Consider the following 21,157-nt stretch of genomic DNA (forward strand, 5'->3'; position numbering starts at 1 on the left):
CGTTTGAGGTTGATATGCAATACATCAAAATCCATTCGCTGGATAACGTGGCCGTCGCGCTGACGGATCTCGCTGAAGGCGACGTGGTGACCGTTGATAACCAGAGCGTCACCCTGCGTCAGGCGATCGTTCGTGGACACAAGTTTGCCCTGCGCCCCATTGCGAAAGGGGAGAACGTGGTCAAGTACGGTTTGCCCATCGGCCATGCGCTGGCGGATATTGCGCCGGGTGAATACATTCACTCACACAATACCCGCACCAATCTGAGCGATCTGGACGAGTACAGCTATCAACCTGATTTACCCGCGGAAGAGCATCAGGCGGCGGATCGTGAGGTGCAGATCTACCGTCGCGCCAACGGTGACGTGGGGATCCGCAACGAGCTGTGGATCCTCCCGACCGTCGGCTGCGTCAACGGAATTGCGCGTCAGGTCCAGACGCGCTTCCTGAAAGAGACAAACAACGCCGAAGGGACTGACGGCGTGCATCTGTTCAGCCACACCTACGGCTGCTCGCAACTCGGTGACGACCACATTAACACCCGCACCATGCTGCAAAACATGGTGCGTCACCCGAACGCGGGCGCGGTGCTGGTGATTGGCCTCGGCTGCGAGAACAATCAGGTGGACGCCTTCCGCGACACGCTGGGCGAGTTCGATCCTGAGCGCGTGCATTTTATGGTGTGCCAGCATCAGGACGACGAAGTGGAAGCGGGCGTTGAACAGCTACACCAGCTTTATGAGGTGATGCGTCACGACAGGCGCGAGCCGGGCAAGCTGAGCGAGCTGAAGTTTGGGCTGGAGTGCGGCGGGTCTGATGGCCTTTCCGGTATTACTGCCAACCCGATGCTGGGCCGCTTCTCGGATTACGTGATTGCCAACGGCGGCACGACGGTGCTGACCGAAGTGCCTGAAATGTTCGGCGCGGAGCGTATTCTGATGAGCCACTGCCGCGACGAAGAGACCTTTGAGAAGACCGTCACCATGGTGAACGACTTCAAACAGTACTTCATCGCCCACAATCAGCCGATTTACGAGAACCCGTCGCCGGGCAATAAAGCGGGCGGGATCACCACGCTGGAAGAGAAATCCCTCGGCTGCACCCAGAAAGCGGGCGCGAGCCAGGTGGTGGACGTGCTGCGCTACGGCGAGCGCCTGAAAACGCACGGTCTGAACCTGCTGAGCGCACCGGGCAACGATGCGGTCGCCACCAGCGCGCTGGCGGGTGCCGGCTGCCATATGGTGTTGTTCAGCACCGGTCGCGGCACGCCGTACGGCGGTTTTGTGCCGACGGTGAAAATCGCCACCAACAGCGAGCTGGCGGCAAAGAAAAAGCACTGGATCGACTTTGATGCGGGACAGCTGATTCACGGCAAAGCCATGCCGCAGCTGCTGACGGAGTTCGTGGACACTATCGTGGAATTTGCTAACGGCAAGCAGACCTGTAACGAGAAGAACGACTTCCGCGAGCTGGCGATCTTTAAGAGTGGTGTGACGCTTTAATCGGTGCGGCCAGATGCCCTCACCCTGAGCCTCTCCCACGGAGAGAGGCTACAAACACTAAAAACGGCAACCTCAGGGTTGCCGTTTTGCTGTTAACCTCGCAGGGCGTTCTTCGCTAAACGCGCGTCTTCCGCCTGACAGGCCGCTGCGGTAAACAGCACGTCGGTGGAGGAGTTCAGCGCGGTTTCACAGGAGTCCTGCAGTACGCCGATGATAAAGCCGACGGCCACGACCTGCATTGCAACCTCGTTCGGGATGCCGAACATATTACACGCCAGCGGGATAAGCAGCAGCGAACCGCCCGCCACGCCGGATGCACCACAGGCACACAGCGACGCCACGACGCTCAGCAGCAGCGCGGTTGGCAGATCCACCGGAATGCCCAGCGTATGCACCGCCGCCAGGGTCAGCACGGTAATGGTGATTGCCGCGCCCGCCATGTTCACGGTTGCGCCCAGCGGGATCGATACAGAATAGGTATCGCGGTCCAGGTTCAGCTTTTCCGCCAGCGCCATGTTCACCGGAATATTCGCCGCAGAGCTGCGGGTGAAGAAGGCATACACGCCGCTCTCGCGCAGGCAGGTCAGCACCAGCGGATACGGGTTACGGCGGATCTGCCAGAACACCAGCAGCGGGTTAATCACCAGCGCCACCAGCAGCATACAGCCGACCAGCACAACCAGCAGCTGCGCATAGCCCCACAGCGCGTCGAAACCGGTGGTTGCAAGCGTAGAGGAGACCAGCCCGAAAATGCCGATTGGCGCAAAGCGAATCACCAGCTTCACCATAAAGGTGACGGCGTTGGACAGATCGTTGACCAGGTTTTTCGTGGTGTCGTTACCGTGACGCAGCGCGAAGCCCAGACCAATCGCCCAGACCAGGATGCCAATGTAGTTTCCGCTCATCAGCGCGGTGATGGGGTTAGAAACCATGCTCATCAGCAGTCCGCGCAGCACTTCGACAATGCCGGATGGCGGCGTGATGTCACCGGCCGCGCTGGTCAGGTGCAGCGTGGACGGGAACAGGAAACTAAACACCACGGCCGTTAAGGCCGCCGAGAAGGTTCCCAGCAGATACAGGAACAGAATGGGGCGAATGTTGGTTTTTTGTCCGTGCTGGTGGTTGGCAATCGACGCCATGACCAGCATCAGAACCAGTACCGGTGCTACGGCCTTCAGCGCGCCAACGAAAAGGGTCCCGAGCAGCCCCGTGGCCTCCGCCGCAGGTTTTGACACCATCGCCAGCAGAATACCCAGCACCAGCCCGACCAGAATTTGTTTAACGAGGCTGCCCTGCGCCAGGCGCGCGAACAGACCGCTTGATTGTGTGCTCATACGTTTTTCCTGAGTGAAATTGCGTTCCATCCTGATGTGCTCTTAGTCACATTTATGTCCGGATGTAAGTAAATGTTTGCCTGGTCGAGTATAGGGAATGCGCGAAAGGAAGGAAGCGTAAAATGCTGGATTTTACGTGTTGCATCATATTTTTTAACTGCTGCGTTACAAAAGTGTGTTCACCCTCTCCCTGTGGGAGAGGGCCGGGGTGAGGGGGATTACTCCACCTGCTGCTTCTTATCGTGCTGGCGGTTAACCCAGGTATTGATAATCAGCGTCACGATCAGAATGCCAAACACCACGCCGAGCGAAATGGCGATCGGGATATGGTAGAAATCAACAATCAGCATCTTGATACCGATAAACACCAGGATCACCGACAGACCGTACTTCAGCATTGAGAAGCGCTCCGCCGCGCCCGCCAGCAGGAAGTACATCGCACGCAGGCCGAGGATGGCGAAGAGGTTTGAGGTCAGGACGATGAACGGGTCGGTGGTCACCGCGAAGATCGCCGGAATGCTGTCCACCGCGAAAATCACGTCGCTCAGCTCAACCAGAATCAGTACCAGCAGCAGCGGAGTGGCAAACAGCAGGCCGTTCTTGCGCACGAAGAAGTGCTCGCTCTCAATCTTATCTGTCATGCGCAGATGACCGCGGATCCACTTAACCAGCGGGCGATCGCCAATCGCGGAGCCGTCCTCTTTCGCCAGCGCCATTTTGACCCCGGTGAACAGCAGAAACGCGCCGAAGACGTACAGCAGCCATTCGAACTGGGTAATCAGCCAGCTGCCGGCGAAGATCATGATGGTACGCAGGATAATCGCGCCCAGCACGCCGTAGACCAGCACGCGTCGCTGCAGGGCAGCAGGCACGGCAAAGTAGCTGAACAGCATCAGCCAGACGAAGACGTTATCAACCGCCAGGGCTTTTTCAATCAGATAACCGGTGAGGAAGGCGAGCGCCTGAGGGTCGGCCACTGCGCGGCCTTCGGTCGAGGCCAGGTACCACCAGAAGGCGGCACAGAACAGCAGGGAAAGGGTAACCCAGACCAGCGACCAGGCGGCGGCCTGCTTCATGGTCATGCCGTGCGCGCCGCGACGGCCCTGCAAAAAGAGGTCGATCGCCAGCATGATGAGCACGACAACCGCGAATCCGCCCCACAACATTGGAGTGCCGACAGAATGCATACTATTTTCCTTACACATAAAAAACAAAAACGGCCATGGTCAGAAGACGATAGCCGTTAGCTTTTTATGCATAGACCTCGCCTCCCGGCAAGGTCTCACTTACAACCATGAAGGTTGCCCGGCGACCGGATGCGCGTTTAACGCATCGTAATGACGATCCACCGGCGAAGAAGTTACTCCCCTTTGCAGGTAACAAAATATGTCAGACTATTGGTTTCGTCAATGGTCTGCGCCGTTTCATTACACAGCTTTACGCGATAACTTCCGCGCTCACGCCGTCTGCCGGGAATACCACGCCTGTCTGACGGCGGATCTCCGTTTGCAGTTTCGCCGTGGTGCGGCTCACCGCGAGGCCAGGGTGATTCACTTCGTTGTCTTCCACCAGACGGGCGAAGACCTCTGCCTCATAGAGCATAGTGTTAATATGCTGAGGCTGCGTCAGCTCCTGCGCTTTGCCGCCGCGCGGCACAAAGCTCACTTTCTGGCACTCGGAGATCTTCTCGATAACCAGCGAGCCCGCTTCGCCCTGAATTTCGCTCGGCAGCACGGAATCGCTGACTTTGGAGTGCTGCAGCGTGACGCTAAAATCACCGTAGTCCAGCACCGCTACACCGTGCGCATCCACGCCGCTCTCCAGCAGGCTGGCTTGCGCACTGACGCCGTGCGGTTCGCCCCACAGGGCCACGGCAGAGGCCAGGCAATAGAAACCGATATCCATAATCGAGCCGTTCGAGAAGGCCGGGTTAAAGGTGTTCGGATTCTCGCCGTCCAGATAGCGCTGGTAGCGCGACGAGTACTGGCAGTAGTTGATAAAGGCTTTACGCACCTTGCCAATTTTCGGCAGGGACTGCTGCAGCAGCAGGAAATTCGGCAGGCTGGCGGTTTTGAACGCTTCGAACAGCACCACCTGGTTTTCGCGGGCAAGCGCAATGGCCGCTTCCACTTCCTCAATATTTGACGCCAGCGGCTTCTCGCAAATCACATGCTTTTTATGGCTGAGGAACAGCTTCGTTTGCGGGAAGTGCAGGGAGTTCGGGCTGGCGATATACACCGCGTCAATGGCGTCGCTTTGCGCCATCTCATCAAGCGAGGTGAAGAGATGCTCAACGAGGTAATCGTTGGCAAAACTCTGCGCCTGCTCAAGGCTGCGGGAATAGACTGCGGTAAGTTTCAGTTTGCCGGTTTCGTGGGCGGCGTCGACGAACTGGCGCGTGATCCAGTTCGTTCCAATGACTGCGAAACGTATCATAAACGTTTACGTACTCCGTAGCGGGGAACCTTTAGCCACTGTAGCACGTCATCATGACAATTCGCGTGCGCTATTCCGCATTACCATTTAACGATAAATGCGTAAGCCACAGACGAGTATCAAACTCCAGCTGGTGGTATTGCGGCTCCATGTGGCAGCACAGGGAATAGAACGCTTTGTCGTGCTCTTTCTCTTTCAGGTGCGCCAGTTCGTGCACCACGATCATCCGCAGAAAGGCTTCCGGCGCGTTACGGAAAACCGTCGCGACGCGGATTTCAGCCTTCGCTTTCAGCTTGCCGCCCTGCACTCGGGAAATCGCCGTGTGCAGGCCGAGCGCGTTTTTCAGAACGTGGATCTTGTTATCGTACATCACCTTGTTGATCGGCGGCGCGCTCTTCAGATACCGGCTTTTCAGATCCTGCGTATACTGCCAAAGGGCCTTATCGGTCGCGAAATCATGCGTGCCGGGATAGCGTTTTTCCAGCACCGCGCCGAGCTTCTGCTCGGCAATCAGGTTGCGAACCTGAGTCAGTAAATGCTCCGGATAGCCCAGGAGATAAGTAAGTTGGTTCATCAACGCCCCAAATCGACAATAAAACGGGTATACTCACGCACCCTTTTCAGGGATACGCCAAATTTTACCATTCAGGAGGGCCGATGAGCCACTTAGACAACGGTTTCCGTTCACTCAACCTTAAACGTTTCCCGGAAACGGACGACGTTAACCCGCTCATGGCGTGGGAAGCGGCGGATGAATATCTGCTGCAGCAGTTGGATGAGACTGAAATCCGCGGCCCGGTTTTGATCCTGAATGACGCCTTTGGCGCGCTGGGCTGCGCCCTGGTGGAGCACACGCCGTACAGCATCGGCGATTCCTACCTGAGCGAGCTGGCGACGCGTGAAAACCTGCGCCATAACGACCTCGAAGAGTCGAGCGTCAAGTTCCTCGACAGCACCGCGGACTACCCGCAGGCGCCGGGCGTGGTGCTGATCAAAGTGCCTAAAACCATGGCGCTGCTGGAGCAGCAGCTGCGCGCCCTGCGTAAAGTGGTGACGCCGGAAACGCGTATTATCGCGGGCGCTAAAGCGCGCGATATTCACACTTCGACGCTGGAGCTGTTCGAGAAGGTCCTCGGCCCAACCACCACCACGCTGGCGTGGAAAAAAGCGCGCCTGATCAACTGCACCTTCAGCGCGCCGGAGCTGGCCGACGCGCCGGAAACCCTGAGCTGGAAGCTGGAAGGCACCGACTGGACCATCCACAACCATGCGAACGTCTTCTCCCGCACCGGGCTGGATATCGGGGCGCGTTTCTTTATGGAACATCTGCCGGAAAATCTGGAAGGTGAGATTGTCGATCTGGGCTGCGGTAACGGCGTGATTGGCCTGACGCTGCTGGCGAAGAACCCGGACGCCAGCGTGGTGTTCAGCGACGAGTCGCCGATGGCGGTGGCCTCCAGCCGTCTGAACGTGGAAACCAACATACCGGAAGCGCTGGACCGCTGCGAGTTTATGATCAACAACGCGCTGTCCGGCGTCGAGCCGTTCCGCTTCAACGCCGTGTTCTGCAACCCGCCGTTCCACCAGAAGCACGCCCTGACGGATAACGTCGCGTGGGAGATGTTCCACCACGCGCGCCGCTGCCTGAAAATCAACGGCGAGCTTTATATCGTGGCTAACCGCCATCTGGACTACTTCCACAAGCTGAAGAAGATTTTCGGCAACTGCGTCACGATTGCCACCAACAACAAATTCGTGGTGCTGAAATCCGTGAAGCTGGGTCGTCGTCGCTAAATCATCAGTGCAAGCTGGGTGCCCTGCGCAATTGCGCGTCGCGCATCCAGCTCCATCGCCACGTCGCACCCGCCAATCAGATGCACCGTTTTACCGGCTTCGCGCAGCGGATCCGCCAGATCCCGTTTCGGCTCCTGTCCGGCACATAAAACCACATGATCCACGCGCAGCAGCTGCGGTTCGCCGCCGATCGTGACGTGCAGCCCCTCATCGTCGATCTTCTCGTAGCTTACCGCCGGGATCATCTTCACCCCGCGAGAGAGCAGGGTGGCACGGTGGATCCATCCCGTGGTTTTGCCCAGCCCTTCGCCCGGCTTGCTGGCCTTGCGCTGCAGCATCACGATCTGGCGCGGGCTTTTCGGCAGCTGCGGCCCTTCCGGGCGTAGCCCGCCGGACTGGCTCAGGCTGGTGTCGATACCCCATTCCACGCAAAACTCGGCAATGTTCTGGCTGGTGGCCTCGCCCGGCTGGCTTAAGTACATGGCGGTATCAAAGCCGATCCCGCCGCAGCCGATAATCGCCACCTTCTCGCCGACCGGCGTTTTGTCACGCAATACATCCAGATAGCTCAACACCTTCGGATGATCGATACCCTCGATCGCAGGCGTGCGCGGGACGATCCCGCTCGCCAGGATCACTTCATCGAAACCGATCAGGTCTGCCGCATTCACAAACTGGTTAAGCCGCAGCTCGACGCCCGTCAGGTCGATCATCCGGCGGTAGTAGCGCAGGGTTTCATAGAACTCCTCTTTGCCGGGGATCTGTTTGGCGATATTAAACTGCCCGCCAATCTCCGCCAGCGCATCAAACAGCGTCACGCTGTGGCCTCGCGAGGCGGCATTCACCGCAAACGCCAGGCCCGCCGGGCCTGCGCCCACCACGGCCAGGCGCTTTTTATTGACCGCCGGAACGATCGGCATTTTGGTTTCATGGCAGGCGCGCGGGTTCACGAGACAGGAGGTGACCTTCCCGACGAAGATCTGATCCAGACAGGCCTGGTTGCAGCCGATGCAGGTATTAATCTCGTCCGCACGGCCGCTTTGCGCTTTGGACAACAGTTCGGCATCCGCCAGGAACGGACGCGCCATCGACACCATATCGGCGTCGCCGCGCGAAATCACATCGTCCGCCACCTGCGGATCGTTAATGCGGTTGGTGGTGACCAGCGGAACAGAGACTTTGCCTTTCAGCTTCCGTGTTACCCAGCTGAACGCCGCGCGCGGCACCGGCGTGGCGATAGTCGGGATGCGCGCCTCGTGCCAGCCGATGCCGGTGTTGATAATGGTGGCGCCTGCGGCTTCAATCGCCTGCGCCAGCTGCACGGTCTCGTCGAACGTGCCGCCGCCCTCTACCAGATCGAGCATCGAGAGACGGAAGACGATAATAAAGTCCGCGCCCGCACGTTCGCGCACCGCGCGCACCACCTCCACGGCAAAGCGCATCCGGCGGGCATAGTCGCCGCCCCATTCGTCATCGCGCTGGTTAGTGCGGGCGGCGAGAAACTCGTTAATCAGATAGCCTTCTGAGCCCATCACCTCCACGCCGTCGTAGCCTGCCTCACGCGCCAGCGCCGCGCAGCGGGCAAAGTCGTCGATCAGCGCCAGGATCTCATCGTGGCTGAGGGCGTGAGGTTTAAAGCGGTTGATCGGCGCCTGAATGGCCGACGGCGCGACCAGGTTCGGCTGGTAGCTGTAGCGCCCGGTATGCAGGATTTGCAGGGCGATTTTTCCGCCCTCGCGGTGTACCGCGTCGGTCACAATGCGGTGGTGCGGCAGCTGTGACGCATCGTTCAGGACCGCGCCGCCCTCCATGCCCACGCCGGAAGGAGCCGGGGCTACGCCGCCGGTGACAATCAGCGCTACCCCGTGGCGGGCGCGCTCGGCATAGAAGGCCGCCAGACGCTCGGCCCCGTCCGGATGCTCCTCCAGCCCCGTGTGCATCGAGCCCATCAACACGCGGTTTTTGAGGGTAGTGAACCCCAGATCGAGGGGGGCGAATAACGACGGGTAGCGGCTCATAGTCTCTTCCAATGTAAAATTATTGTTATGTGGTCGGATGAGTTACTAATTTAGCCAGCGGGGAGTAAAAGGGAAAAGGCGAATGCAGTGATTGTGATGGGATTCAAATATTGGTGTGGCCTGATGCCCTCACCCTAACCCTCTCCCTCAGGGAGAGGGCCGGGGTGAGGGGGATGTCCGCACCAGTCCCGGTGCCTGCCACATCGACGTCGTCAGCCCGCTGTCCACCAGCCCGAGCTGGTCGGCATATACCGCCTGCCACTTCTGCATCATGCTGTCGTACAGCTCGCGGTGCTGCGGGTTCGGCGTGAACTCGCGGCTCCACTTCACCAGCCGCTCGCCCGTCGAGGCCATATCCGCAAACAGCCCCGCGCCCGCGCCTGCGGCAATCGCGCAGCCGAGCGCCGTCGCCTCTTTCACTTCCGGCACGCGCACCGGCAGCCCGGTGACGTCGCTTAAGATCTGGCTCCACAGGGCGCCTTTGGCCCCGCCGCCCGCAAACACCAGGCTTTCAAACGTCACGCCGGAGAAGCGCGAGATCTGCGCCAGGTTGCAGGCCGAGACGATCGCCGCGTTCTCCTCCAGGGCGCGGAACAGCGTCGCTTTGTTGCACTTTTCCGGGTCGATGGAGAGGTTAATAAACGACGGCGCGGCGTGGTACCACTGCTTGAAATGCATCGCGTCGGAGAAGATCGGCATCACCCCGTAGGAGCCCGCCGGCACGCGGCTCGCCATCTCTTCCAGCAGGGAATAAGTGTCCATCCCCATCCGCTCGGCAATCAGCTTTTCCTCGGCGCAGAAGGCGTCGCGGAACCAGCGCATGGTCAGCCCGGTGAAGAAGCTGATCGACTCCGCCTGCGCCATGCCGGGAATAACGTGCGGATTCACGCGGATGTTCATCTCGGGGTCGGTGCGCACCAGCGGCAGGTTGACCACCTGCTGCCAGAAGGTGCCGCCCAGCACCGCCGTCTGGCCGGCGCGGACCACGCCCAGCCCCAGACAGCCCAGCTGCACGTCGCCGCCGCCCATCACCACCGGCGTGCCCTCGCGCAGGCCGCTTTGCTGTGCGGCCTCTTTGGTAATCGCGCCCAGCACGGTGCCGGTCTCTTTCACCGGGGAGAGGATATCTGCGCGCAGCCCGGCCAAGTCGAGCAGCGCCGGACGCCAGTCGCGGGAAAACAGATCCAGCATGCCGGTGGTGCCCGCGTTAGACGGGTCGACCGCCAGCTCGCCGGAGAGCTTCGCCGCCAGCCAGTCGCTGATCATGGTGATGGTGGCGGCCTTGCGGTAAATATCCGGACGATGGTGCGCCAGCCACAGGAGGCGCGGCATGGCGCTCAGCGCCAGCGTCTGGCCGGAAACCTCATACACTTCGGATTCAAAACGGTCGTCGTGGATCTCTTTGAGTTCGGCCACCTCGCGGCTGGCGCGGGCGTCGACGTTGGCGCAGGCCCAGATGGCCTCGCCGTTGCGGTCGTACAGCACGATCCCTTCGCGCATGGAGCAGCAGGCGACGGACTGAATATCCGCCTTACTCAGATGCGCCAGCTCAAGCGCCTGGTGAATGCACCGGCAGGCCAGCCGCCAGTTGGTGTCGAGGTCGAACTCCATCGATCCCGGCACGTTCTCCACGCTCAGGTGCTTCCACTCGGCCTGGCCGACGGCAATCTGGTTGCCCTGTAAATCGAAAATAACGGCGCGAACGCTGCCTGTCCCTGCATCTAACGCTAAAAGGTAACTCATGAGCTTGCCTCGTTGTTAGCGCAGGGCATGCCCGTTACGTCAGGGCCAGCACCGCGCGGGCTGTCGTCTCCTCCGTCACCAGGCCATTGATACGGCGACCCTTCAGTGCGGCATAAATCGCATCGGCTTTCTCTTCCCCTCCGGCCACGCCAACGATGGTGGGCAGCTGCGCCAGTTCATCGAGCGTGACGCCCAGTAATTCTTTATGGATCTCCAGCTCCTCGACGCACTCGCCATCGGCATTAAGGAAATAGCCGAGAATGTCGCCGACCGCGCCTTTGCGGGCGTACATCAGCTGTTCACCTTCGCTGATATAGCCGGATCGCAGTATCGTGGCGTCACGGCGCTGGTTCACCGAACCAATGCCGACCACCGCCACGTCGGCGGCCGTCGCGGCGAGGATCACGTCCCGCACGCTGGTCTCGCGTTTTAAGATCCCGGCAACCTCTGCGGATGACACGCGAAGCGGGGCGGGGATCATGCTGACGCTACAGGCCGCATCCAGCTGGCCGATACCGGTCATATACGGCCCGACGCCGCCGGAGAGCGTCACCAGGCGGATCTGCTGCGAGCTGATAAAGCCGCTCAGGTGCTGCAGGCTACTCATGGTGGTTTCACCAAACCCCACCGCCAGCAGCTGGCCGGGCTCCAGCACGCCCATCAGCGACTGCGCCGCGCCAATGCCGAGCCGCACGTTCATCGGCGGCGTATTTAACGCGGGCATCACGCGCACCAGCTTCAGGCCAAAACGCTGCTGTAGCTCGGTCTCCAGCGCCAGACAGCCCTCGTAGCGGGAGTTGATCTGCACGCGGATCACCCCGGACTGACGGCCTTTTTCCAGCAGGCGGGAGATCTTCAGGCGCGGCAGCCCGAGCCGCTCGCCGATGTCGTTCTGGGTTAATCCGTCGTGGTAGTAGCACCAGGCCACGCGCGCCACGAGTTCCTCTTCCGCCAGTGCCAGCCCGGCAAACCGTCCTTCTTCCGCAGTGCGTTTATCGCTCATAGTTGAACTCTTATAAAAATTTAGATCATATGTTCGTGATGGCGCGAAGGGAAAGTGTGAGCCACGCGACAAAACGGATCTTTTAGATCGTTTCTGGTTTATCTGTATCTCAATCGATAAAACTGTGATCCCTGCACGGTTGTAAATATAGTTCACCGTCTACGCTTTTGAACATTATTAAATCTAAAAATCATTTGTTCAATAGCGGAGCGATGATGACCTCACTTCTCGACGCGCGGAATATCAGCAAGCAGTTCTCAGGCGTGCCGGTTCTAAAAGGCATAGATTTCACGCTGCTTGCGGGCCAAGTGCACGCGCTGATGGGCGGAAACGGCGCGGGAAAATCGACGCTGATGAAGATCATCGCCGGGGTGGAAACGCCGGACAGCGGTGAACTTTCCGTCGAGGGGCAGTCATATGCGCGCCTCACGCCCGCTCAGGCGCACGGGTTAGGCATTTATCTGGTGCCGCAGGAGCCGCTGCTGTTCCACAACCTGACGGTGCGGGAAAATATCCTGTTTCGCCTGCCGCGCGAACGCGATCTGGAAAAGCGGCTGGTGGAGAAGCTCCAGCAGCTACAGTGCCAGCTTAACCTCGACGCCGCTGCCAGCACCCTGGAAGTGGCGGATCAGCAGATGGTGGAGATCCTGCGCGGGCTGATGCGCAACGCCAGGATCCTGATCCTCGACGAACCCACGGCCTCCCTCACGCCCGGCGAAACCGAGCGGCTGTTCCGCCAGATCCGCGCCCTGCAGGCGCTCGGCGTCGGGATTGTCTTTATCTCGCACAAGCTGCCGGAGATTCGCCAGCTGGCAAGCCACGTCTCGGTGATGCGCGACGGCGCGGTGGTGCTGAGCGGTGAAACCGCGCAGTTTGACGACAGCGCCCTGATCGCCGCCATGACGCCAGTGAGCAGGGAGAAATCCCTCAGCGATACGCAAAAGCTGTGGCTGGCGCTGCCGGGCAACCGCCGCACGCAGCCGCAGGATTTCCCGGTGCTACGGGTGGAGGATCTTACCGGGGAAGGGTTTATCGATCTCAGCCTTGAGATCTACGCCGGGGAAATCGTCGGCCTGGCCGGGCTGGTGGGATCCGGGCGCACCGAGTTTGCGGAAACGCTCTACGGCCTGCGGCCGGTACGCGGGGGCCGCATCTGGCTGGAAAACCAGGAGATCACCGGCGATCCGGTAAGTTCACGCCTGGAAAAAGGGCTGGTCTATCTGCCGGAGGACAGGCAGGTGTCCGGCCTGTTCCTCGACGCGCCGATCCGCTGGAATACCGTGGCGCTGAACGAGCCGTCTCTCTGGCAGCAACGCAAGCGGGAGTCTGCGGTGGTGGAGCGCTACCACCGGGCGCTGGGGATCAAGCTCAACCATGCGGATCAAACCGTGCGCACGCTCTCCGGCGGCAACCAGCAGAAGGTGCTGCTGGCGCGCTGCCTGGAGGCCAATCCGCTGCTGCTGATTGTCGATGAACCCACGCGCGGGGTGGACGTCTCGGCGCGCGCCGACATCTACCAGCTGATAAAAAGCGTGGCGGCGCAGAACGTGGCGGTGCTGATGATCTCAAGCGATCTTGACGAGTTCCCGGGCCTTGCGGACCGCGTGCTGGTGATGCATCAGGGCGTGCTCAGCGGCGAGCTGCCGCGCCACGCCGTCAGCCTCGACAAAATGATGGCGCTGGCGTTTGGAGGCCAATCATGAAGACCTTACTCAAAAACCGCGAGCTGAGCGCGTTTCTCGCCATTCTGGCGCTGTTCGCCGTGCTGGTCGCCCTGAACCCGTCCTACTTCAGCCTGCAGACGCTGGGGATGATCTTCGCCAGCTCGCAGATCCTGATCCTGCTGGCCATCGGCGCGGCGCTGGTAATGCTGACCCGCAATATCGACGTGTCCGTCGGCTCAACCGTCGGGCTGTCCGCCATTGCCGTCGGCGTGGCGCTGAACAGCGGCTACAGCCTGCCCGTTTCCATTCTCTTCGCGCTGTCTATTGGCGCGCTGGCCGGTGCGTTCAACGGTTTTCTGGTGGTGGGGCTGCGCATCCCGGCGATTGTCGCCACCCTCGGCACGCTGGGGTTGTACCGCGGCGCGATGCTGCTCTGGACGGGCGGAAAGTGGATTGAGGGGCTGCCGCCGGGGCTGAAATCCCTCTCTGAGCCTGCCGCCATCGGCATTTCGCCGCTCGGCATGCTGGTGTTGATTATCGCGGTCACCGGCGCGTGGACGCTCTCGCGCACCGCGTTCGGGCGTGATTTCTACGCGGTGGGGGATAACCTCGCCGCCGCGCGCCAGCTGGGCGTGGCGGTGAACCGCACGCGGATGCTCGCCTTTACCCTGAACGGCATGCTGGCGGCCTGCGCCGGGATCGTCTTTGCCGCGCAGATTGGCTTTGTGCCCAACCAGACCGGCAGCGGGCTGGAGATGAAGGCCATCGCCGCCTGCGTGCTCGGCGGTATTTCGCTGCTGGGCGGCACCGGCACGCTGATTGGCGCGCTGCTGGGCGCCTTCTTCCTGACCCAAATCGATACCGTGCTGGTGCTGTTCAGGCTCCCGGCGTGGTGGAACGACTTTATCGCCGGGCTGGTGCTGCTGGGCGTGCTGGTGCTCGACGGACGTCTGCGTCAGGCGCTGGCGCGCCATCAGCGGGCGCTGAAGTACGGTCGCTTCCAGCCGGGTAACAGAGGGGGAAAGCACGTCACCCCGTTTCCCAAACGCAAAAAAGAGGTGGCGTAAATGAGGCTTAACTGGGAAAGCGCGCTGCTGATTTTGCTGGTGCTGGAGATCCTGCTCTTTGGCGCCATCAACCCGCGCATGCTCGACATCAACATGCTGCTGTTCAGCACCAGCGATTTTATCTGCATCGGCATCGTAGCGCTGCCGCTCACGCTTGTGATCATCAGCGGCGGGATCGACATCTCCCTCGGCTCAACCATCGGCCTGTGCGCCATCGCGCTGGGCGTGATGATGCAGTCCGGGTGGCCGATGGCGGTCGCTATTCCGCTGACGCTGCTGCTCGGCCTGCTGTGCGGATTATTTAATGCCGCGCTGATCCACTACACCGGCATCAGTCCTTTGGTTATCACCCTCGGCACGCTCTACCTCTACGGCGGCGGCGCGCTGTTGCTCTCCGGCATGGCCGGGGCGACGGGCTACGAGGGCATCGGCGGCTTCCCGGACAGCTTCACGGCGTTCGCTAACCTCACGGTGCTGGGTCTGCCGATCCCGCTGGTGCTGTTCGCGGTGATTACCGTCTTCTTCTGGCTGATTACCCACCGCGGGCGCTTTGGCCGTCATCTGTTTTTAATCGGCCAGAATCCTCGCGCGGCGCGCTATGCGGCGCTGTCGGTGAACGGCATGCCCTACGCGCTGTACGGCCTGGTGGGCGTGGCCTCGGCCATTGCTGCGCTGGTGATGGTCTCCTACTTCGGCTCGGCGCGTTCGGATTTGGGCCGCGATCTGCTGATGCCTGCGCTCACCGCCGCCGTGCTTGGCGGGGCGAATATCTACGGCGGTTCAGGTTCGGTTGTGGGTACCGCGCTGGCGGCACTGCTGGTGGGCTACCTGCAGCAGGGTTTACAGATGGTCGGCATCCCCAACCAGGTGTCGAGCGCGCTGTCAGGGGCGCTGCTGGTTGTGGTGGTGATGGGGCGTTCGCTGAGTCTGCACCGCGAATGGGTGCGATCTCTCTTTAGAAAACTATCCGGAGCGTAAGATGAAAACAAAACTGTTCTTCCTGGCAATGGCCCTCAGCTTCGCTTCGGCGCAGGCGGCGGACCGCATTGCCTTTATCCCGAAGCTGGTGGGCGTGGGCTTCTTCACCAGCGGCGGCAACGGCGCGAAAGAGGCGGGGAAAGACCTCGGCGTGGACGTGACCTACGACGGCCCGACCGAGCCGAGCGTCTCTGGCCAGGTGCAGCTCATCAATAACTTCGTCAACCAGGGCTATAACGCCATTATCGTCTCCGCCGTGTCGCCGGACGGCCTCTGCCCGGCGCTCAAGCGCGCGATGCAGCGCGGCGTCAAGGTCCTGACCTGGGATTCCGACACCAAACCGGAGTGCCGCAGCATCTATATCAACCAAGGGACGCCGGAACAGCTGGGCGGCCTGCTGGTGGAGATGGCGGGCAAACAGGTAACCAAACCCAATGCCAAAGTGGCGTTCTTCTACTCAAGCCCGACCGTAACCGACCAGAACCAGTGGGTGAAAGAGGCGAAGGCCAAAATCGAGAAAGACCACCCTCAGTGGCAGGTCGTGACGACCCAATTTGGCTATAACGATGCCACCAAATCCCTGCAAACCGCCGAAGGGATCTTAAAAGCGTATCCGGATCTGGATGCGATCATCGCCCCGGACGCCAACGCGCTGCCGGCTGCGGCGCAGGCGGCGGAAAATCTGAAGCGCGAAGGGGTGGCGATTGTCGGCTTCAGCACACCGAACGTGATGCGCCCGTACGTTGAGCGCGGCACGGTAAAAGCCTTCGGCCTGTGGGATGTGGTGCAACAGGGCAAAATTGCGGTCAATGTCGCCGATCGCCTGCTGAAAAAAGGCGATCTTAACGTCGGCGACAGCGTGGACGTCAAAAATATCGGCGCGCTGAAGGTCGAGCCGAACAGCGTGCAGGGCTACCAGTATGAGGCGAAAGGCAACGGCATCGTGCTGCTGCCGGAGCGGGTGGTGTTCACCAAAGAGAACATCAGCAAATACGATTTCTGACGGGGGAGCAAATGGCTGATTTAGACGACATCAAAGACGGCAAGGATTTTGGCATCGGCACGCCGCAGCAGAATGTGCCTTACACCCTGAAGGGCTGCGGCTCGCTGGACTGGGGCATGCAGTCCAGGCTTTCGCGCATCTTCAACCCGCAGAGCAACCGCACGGTGATGCTGGCCTTTGACCACGGTTACTTTCAGGGGCCGACCACCGGCCTTGAGCGTATCGATCTCTCCATCGCGCCGCTGTTTGGCGAAACCGACGTGCTGATGTGCACGCGCGGTATCCTGAGAAGCCAGGTGCCAGCCGCCACCAACAAACCGGTGGTGCTGCGCGCCTCGGGCGGTAACTCGATTCTGGGCGAGCTGTCGAACGAGTGCGTGGCGGTGGCGATGGAGGACGCGCTGCGCCTGAACGTCTGCGCGGTGGCGGCGCAGGTGTATATCGGCAGCGAATTTGAGCATCAGTCGATCAACAACATCATCAAGCTGGTGGACGCGGGCGCGCGCTACGGCATGCCGACGCTGGCGGTGACGGGCGTCGGCAAGGAGATGGCGCGCGACGCTCGCTATTTCTCGCTGGCCAGCCGCATTGCCGCCGAGATGGGGGCGCAGTTCGTCAAAACCTACTACGTGGACGAGGGCTTTGAAAAAGTGACCACCAGCTGCCCGGTGCCGATTGTGATCGCCGGGGGCAAAAAGCTGCCGGAGCACGAGGCGCTGGAGATGTGCTGGCGGGCGATCGACCAGGGGGCGTCCGGCGTGGACATGGGGCGCAACATCTTCCAGTCCAGCGCGCCGCTCGCCATGCTGAAGGCGGTGAAGAAAGTGGTTCACGAGAACTGGAATGCCCGTGACGCGTTTCAGTTCTGGCAGGAAGAGAAACAGGGAGAAGCAAAATGAACGTGACGCTGGTGGAGATCAACATCAAGCCCGAGCGGGTGGACGAGTTTCTGGAGGTGTTTCGCGCCAACCACGAGGGGGCAATCAAGGAGCCGGGAAACCTGCGCTTTGACGTATTGCAGGACCCGCGGGTGAAAACCCGGTTCTTTATCTACGAGGCCTATAAAGACGAGGAGGCGGTGCTGGCGCATAAGCAAACCCCGCACTACCTGGCGTGCGTGGATAGGCTTGAAGAGCTGATGTCGGAGCCGCGTAAGAAACGCAGTTTTGTTGGGTTGTTGCCGGAGTAGCTGTACGGGTAAGAGATTGTGTTGATTATGTAGGCCGGGTAAGCGTTAGCGCCACCCGGCGTTTTTCATGACCGCGAGGAATTACGCCTCTTCCACGCTCACCCGCAGCGCTGCCAGCGCTTTACGCGCCGCTTTGAGCACCTGCTCGCACTGCTCAATCGTCAGCGTCAGCGGAGGTTCAATGCGGATGGTTTTCGAGTTGTTGAGCGTCCCGGCCACCAGCACCCGCTGGCGGAACATCTCGCTCGCGAAGCTGTAGCCGGTTTCGTTATCGACAAACTCAATTGCCATCAGCATCCCTTTCCCACGCGCATCCTGCACCAGGTCCGGATACTCCCGGCCTAGCTGACGGAAGCCGTCCAGCAGCATGTCGCCTTTCTGCTCCGCCTGCGCGGGCAGGTTTTGCTCCAGCAGCACGTTGATGGTTGCCAGCGCGGCCGCACAGGCCAGCGGGTTACCGCCAAAGGTGGTGGTATGCAGGAACGGGTTGTCGAACAGCACCGAGAACACCTCTTCGGTAGCCACCGTCGCGCCAATCGGCATCACGCCGCCGCCGAGCGCCTTCGCCAGGCACAGGATGTCCGGCTGCACGTTCTCGTGCTCGCAGGCAAACATTTTGCCGGTGCGCCCCATCCCGGTCTGGACTTCGTCGAGGATCAGCAGCGCGCCAAACTCATCGCACAGCTGACGCACGGCAGGCAGATAGCCCTGCGGAGGGAGGATCACGCCGCCTTCACCCTGAATCGGCTCGAGGATCACCGCCGCCACGTCATCGCCGGTTTTACGGCATTCACTCAGCACGGTGCGCATGGCGTTAATGTCGCCGAACGGCACGTGGCGGAAGCCCGGCAGCAGCGGCATAAACGGTTTGCGGAAGGTGGATTTGGCGGTAGCAGACAGTGCGCCCAGAGATTTACCGTGGAACGCGCCGCTGGTGGCGATAAAGGTGAATTTCCCGCGCAGCGACTGGTACGCTTTGGCGAGTTTTATCGCCGCTTCGACCGATTCCGTGCCGCTGTTGCTAAAGAAGCTGTATTTCAGTTTGCCGGGCGTTAAGGCCGCCAGCGTTTTCGCGAGCATGGCGCGAAGCGGGTCGAGCAGTTCCTGGCTATGGAGAGGTTGTTTCGCAAGTTGATTCTGTACGGCGGAAACCACAACTGGATTACGGTGCCCCACGTTGAAGATACCAAAACCACCCAGGCAATCGATAAACTCCTGTCCCTGGGTGTCGACAAGCGTGTTAAGACTCCCCGCTTGCCACTCTACGGCTCCGTAATCCCCGCCGGCGGTAACAGATTTGCGATACTCAAGAAACCCTGGATTGACGTGCTCTTTAAAGTAATCGATGACCTCTCGGTTAAGTTGTTTCATCTCCTCATGATCGAGCGTTCGCTTCTCAATGAGATTCAGTGCGTGCGCGGTACAGGCAAGAGCCGAGGCGCTGGAAGGTAACCTGTTCAAAATGTGCTCCCGGGGATCGCGTATCACATGATACTGGTTTAAGTATTGCAGGGATTACGCCACTTCAGATGACTTAACGAAAATCGGGATAAACGCCAGGTTAAATTAATGTTGCACAATATTTAATCATGCCGGAGCAACCTAAACGGGATTTAGCCGTACAGGACAGAAAGGATAAATGTAGGCGGAAAAGCGCATCTGCACTAAAGAAGTGCATTCGCTGCAACTTAAGTGGGCGTTAACTGGTCATGCTTTATAGGTAATTTCTTTACGAAAGTATTTGAAATCAATGAATTATAAAATCGTACAAAAAGTATGGTTTAAGTCAAATCTGCGATCTTCATCAAGTTTAACAACTAAAGATAAATTGTTTACCGCCGAAAAAACATTGACCCACAAAATTAACATTCAAATAACCTGCAAGGGATGCCCACGATGTCCTCTCCAACCTATGTCACCCAGAATGAATATCCTCTGGACGATGACACCACCTTAATGTCTACCACAGACGTCCACAGCTACATCACGCACGCCAACGACACCTTTGTGCAGGTGAGCGGCTACCAGCTCGATGAGCTGACGGGCCAGCCGCACAATATGGTTCGTCACCCCGATATGCCAAAAGCCGCGTTTGCCGATATGTGGTACACGCTGCAGCAGGGCGAGCCGTGGAGCGGGATTGTCAAAAACCGGCGCAAAAACGGCGACCACTACTGGGTGCGTGCGAATGCGGTGCCGATGGTGCGCCACGGGCAGGTCACGGGCTATATGTCCATTCGCACCAAAGCCACCGCGGAAGAGATTGCCGCCGTAGAGCCGCTCTACCGGGCGCTGAACGACGGGCGCTGTAAAAAACGTATTCATAAAGGGCTGGTGGTTGGAAAAGGCTGGCTGGGCAAACTGCCGGCGATGCCGCTGCGCTGGCGCGTGCGCAGCGTGATGGCGGTGCTTTTTGCCCTGCTCGCCGCCACGCTGGTCGCGACCTCCGCCGGGTGGATGCCGCTGGTTGCTGCCGCGGTGGTGATGCTGCTGGGGACATTGCTGTTTGAGCAACAGATTGTCCGCCCTATCGAGAATGTGGCGCGACAGGCCCTGAAGGTCGCAACCGGCGAGCGCAATAGCGTGCAGCATCTGAACCGCAGCGACGAGCTCGGGCTGACGCTGCGCGCGGTCGGGCAACTGGGCCTGATGTGCCGCTGGTTGATTAATGACGTGTCTAGCCAGGTGGTAAGCGTCCGTGACGGCAGCGACAGGCTGGCGCAGGGAAATGAAGACCTGAACGATCGCACGCGTCAGACCGTGGCGAACGTGCAGCAGACCGTCGCGACAATGAACCAGATGGCCGCTTCCGTTCAGAGTAACTCTGAAACCGCCGCCGAGGTGGACAAACTCTCCGTGGCCGCGAGCAGCGCGGCGACGAAAGGGGGCAATGCGATGCAGACCGTCGTCAAAACCATGGATGACATTGCCGACAGCACGCAGCGGATTGGCTCGATTACCTCCCTGATTAACGACATCGCTTTCCAGACCAATATTCTGGCGCTGAACGCGGCGGTTGAAGCGGCAAGGGCAGGAGAGCAGGGAAAAGGTTTTGCCGTGGTCGCAGGCGAAGTGCGCCATCTCGCCAGCCGCAGCGCCAGCGCCGCCAATGATATTCGTAAACTCATTGATGCCAGCGCCAGCAAGGTGCAGTCCGGCTCTGAGCAGGTGCATGCCGCAGGCCGCACGATGGATGATATCGTTGTACAGGTGAAAAACGTGACGCAGCTTATCGCCCAGATCAGCCACGCGACCTCCGAGCAGGCAACCGGGCTGTCAGAGCTGACCCGCGCGGTGGCTGAACTCGACAGCATCACGCAGAAAAACGCCGACCTGGTCGAGGAGAGCGCGCACATTTCTGCTATGGTGAAGCACCGCGCCGGACGCCTCAAGGATGCGGTGACTGTACTTCATTGAGCCAGTAAT

Annotated in this window: 17 protein-coding genes; 9 read left to right on the forward strand and 8 right to left on the reverse strand. The window is 60.1% G+C overall.

Annotation, left to right across the window (positions count from 1 at the left end):
- The first annotated feature begins 14 nt into the window (after positions 1 to 14).
- Positions 15 to 1,502, forward strand: a complete 1,488-nt coding sequence (locus LA04_RS19000; protein ID WP_047652755.1) for a UxaA family hydrolase — start codon at positions 15 to 17, stop codon at positions 1,500 to 1,502.
- Between the two features lie 92 nt (positions 1,503 to 1,594).
- On the opposite strand, the gene sstT is transcribed toward LA04_RS19000, so the two are convergent.
- The 4 genes from sstT to LA04_RS19020 form a co-directional block, all read right to left on the reverse strand.
- The gene (sstT, locus tag LA04_RS19005) at positions 1,595 to 2,836 is read right to left on the reverse strand and encodes a serine/threonine transporter SstT (protein ID WP_047652756.1); all 1,242 of its coding nucleotides are present in this window, start codon (positions 2,834 to 2,836) and stop codon (positions 1,595 to 1,597) included.
- A 218-nt stretch (positions 2,837 to 3,054) separates the two neighbouring features.
- Positions 3,055 to 4,023: a TerC family protein gene (locus tag LA04_RS19010; RefSeq protein WP_023309283.1), complete on the reverse strand. Its 969-nt coding sequence runs from the start codon at positions 4,021 to 4,023 to the stop codon at positions 3,055 to 3,057.
- Positions 4,024 to 4,273: 250 nt separating this feature from the next.
- On the reverse strand, positions 4,274 to 5,272 hold the full coding sequence (locus LA04_RS19015; RefSeq protein ID WP_047652757.1) for a Gfo/Idh/MocA family protein: 999 nt from the start codon (positions 5,270 to 5,272) through the stop codon (positions 4,274 to 4,276).
- Positions 5,273 to 5,342: 70 nt separating this feature from the next.
- Complete coding sequence (locus LA04_RS19020; protein ID WP_047652758.1) at positions 5,343 to 5,846, reverse strand: YgjP-like metallopeptidase domain-containing protein; 504 nt, start codon at positions 5,844 to 5,846, stop codon at positions 5,343 to 5,345.
- Between the two features lie 83 nt (positions 5,847 to 5,929).
- On the opposite strand from LA04_RS19020, the gene rlmG reads away from it, so the two are divergent.
- On the forward strand, positions 5,930 to 7,066 hold the full coding sequence (gene rlmG / locus LA04_RS19025; RefSeq protein ID WP_047652759.1) for a 23S rRNA (guanine(1835)-N(2))-methyltransferase RlmG: 1,137 nt from the start codon (positions 5,930 to 5,932) through the stop codon (positions 7,064 to 7,066).
- Here the strand turns inward: rlmG and LA04_RS19030 are convergent.
- The 3 genes from LA04_RS19030 to lsrR all read right to left on the reverse strand — a co-directional run bounded on the left by LA04_RS19030 (position 7,063) and on the right by lsrR (position 11,830).
- Positions 7,063 to 9,084, reverse strand: coding sequence for an NADPH-dependent 2,4-dienoyl-CoA reductase (locus LA04_RS19030; RefSeq protein WP_047652760.1), 2,022 nt, complete (start codon positions 9,082 to 9,084; stop codon positions 7,063 to 7,065). The two genes, rlmG and LA04_RS19030, sit on opposite strands and share 4 nt — an antisense overlap.
- A 147-nt stretch (positions 9,085 to 9,231) precedes the next feature.
- Positions 9,232 to 10,827 carry an autoinducer-2 kinase gene (lsrK, locus tag LA04_RS19035; RefSeq protein ID WP_047652761.1) on the reverse strand — a complete coding sequence of 532 codons (1,596 nt, stop codon included), beginning with the start codon at positions 10,825 to 10,827 and terminating at the stop codon, positions 9,232 to 9,234.
- Between the two features lie 34 nt (positions 10,828 to 10,861).
- Positions 10,862 to 11,830: a transcriptional regulator LsrR gene (gene lsrR, locus LA04_RS19040; RefSeq protein WP_047652762.1), complete on the reverse strand. Its 969-nt coding sequence runs from the start codon at positions 11,828 to 11,830 to the stop codon at positions 10,862 to 10,864.
- Positions 11,831 to 12,045: 215 nt separating this feature from the next.
- Here lsrR and lsrA point away from each other — a divergent pair, with 215 nt between their 5' ends.
- From lsrA to lsrG, 6 genes are read left to right on the forward strand one after another with little or no spacing between them, the layout of a single operon-like run.
- Positions 12,046 to 13,533 carry an autoinducer 2 ABC transporter ATP-binding protein LsrA gene (gene lsrA, locus LA04_RS19045; protein WP_047652763.1) on the forward strand — a complete coding sequence of 496 codons (1,488 nt, stop codon included), beginning with the start codon at positions 12,046 to 12,048 and terminating at the stop codon, positions 13,531 to 13,533.
- A complete protein-coding gene (gene lsrC / locus LA04_RS19050) occupies positions 13,530 to 14,561 on the forward strand; it encodes an autoinducer 2 ABC transporter permease LsrC (protein WP_047652764.1) in 1,032 nt (343 codons plus the stop codon). Before lsrA ends, lsrC begins: the two co-directional genes overlap by 4 nt.
- Positions 14,562 to 15,539 (forward strand): autoinducer 2 ABC transporter permease LsrD, encoded by a 978-nt coding sequence (gene lsrD / locus LA04_RS19055; protein ID WP_047652765.1) that lies wholly within the window; start codon positions 14,562 to 14,564, stop codon positions 15,537 to 15,539.
- Between the two features lies 1 nt (position 15,540).
- A complete protein-coding gene (gene lsrB, locus LA04_RS19060) occupies positions 15,541 to 16,542 on the forward strand; it encodes an autoinducer 2 ABC transporter substrate-binding protein LsrB (RefSeq protein WP_047652766.1) in 1,002 nt (333 codons plus the stop codon).
- An 11-nt stretch (positions 16,543 to 16,553) separates the two neighbouring features.
- Positions 16,554 to 17,441 (forward strand): 3-hydroxy-5-phosphonooxypentane-2,4-dione thiolase, encoded by an 888-nt coding sequence (lsrF, locus tag LA04_RS19065; RefSeq protein WP_047652767.1) that lies wholly within the window; start codon positions 16,554 to 16,556, stop codon positions 17,439 to 17,441.
- The gene (gene lsrG, locus LA04_RS19070) at positions 17,438 to 17,731 is read left to right on the forward strand and encodes a (4S)-4-hydroxy-5-phosphonooxypentane-2,3-dione isomerase (protein WP_023333521.1); all 294 of its coding nucleotides are present in this window, start codon (positions 17,438 to 17,440) and stop codon (positions 17,729 to 17,731) included. Before lsrF ends, lsrG begins: the two co-directional genes overlap by 4 nt.
- Positions 17,732 to 17,812: 81 nt before the next feature.
- Here the strand turns inward: lsrG and ygjG are convergent, their stop codons facing one another.
- Positions 17,813 to 19,192, reverse strand: a complete 1,380-nt coding sequence (gene ygjG, locus LA04_RS19075) for a putrescine aminotransferase (RefSeq protein ID WP_047652768.1) — start codon at positions 19,190 to 19,192, stop codon at positions 17,813 to 17,815.
- Positions 19,193 to 19,627: 435 nt separating this feature from the next.
- Here ygjG and LA04_RS19080 point away from each other — a divergent pair, with 435 nt between their 5' ends.
- Positions 19,628 to 21,148 (forward strand): methyl-accepting chemotaxis protein, encoded by a 1,521-nt coding sequence (locus LA04_RS19080; RefSeq protein ID WP_047652769.1) that lies wholly within the window; start codon positions 19,628 to 19,630, stop codon positions 21,146 to 21,148.
- The last annotated feature ends 9 nt before the right edge of the window (positions 21,149 to 21,157 follow it).

Source organism: Enterobacter sp. UCD-UG_FMILLET (genome assembly GCF_000762975.1).
In the GTDB taxonomy this organism is placed as follows: domain Bacteria; phylum Pseudomonadota; class Gammaproteobacteria; order Enterobacterales; family Enterobacteriaceae; genus Enterobacter; species Enterobacter dykesii.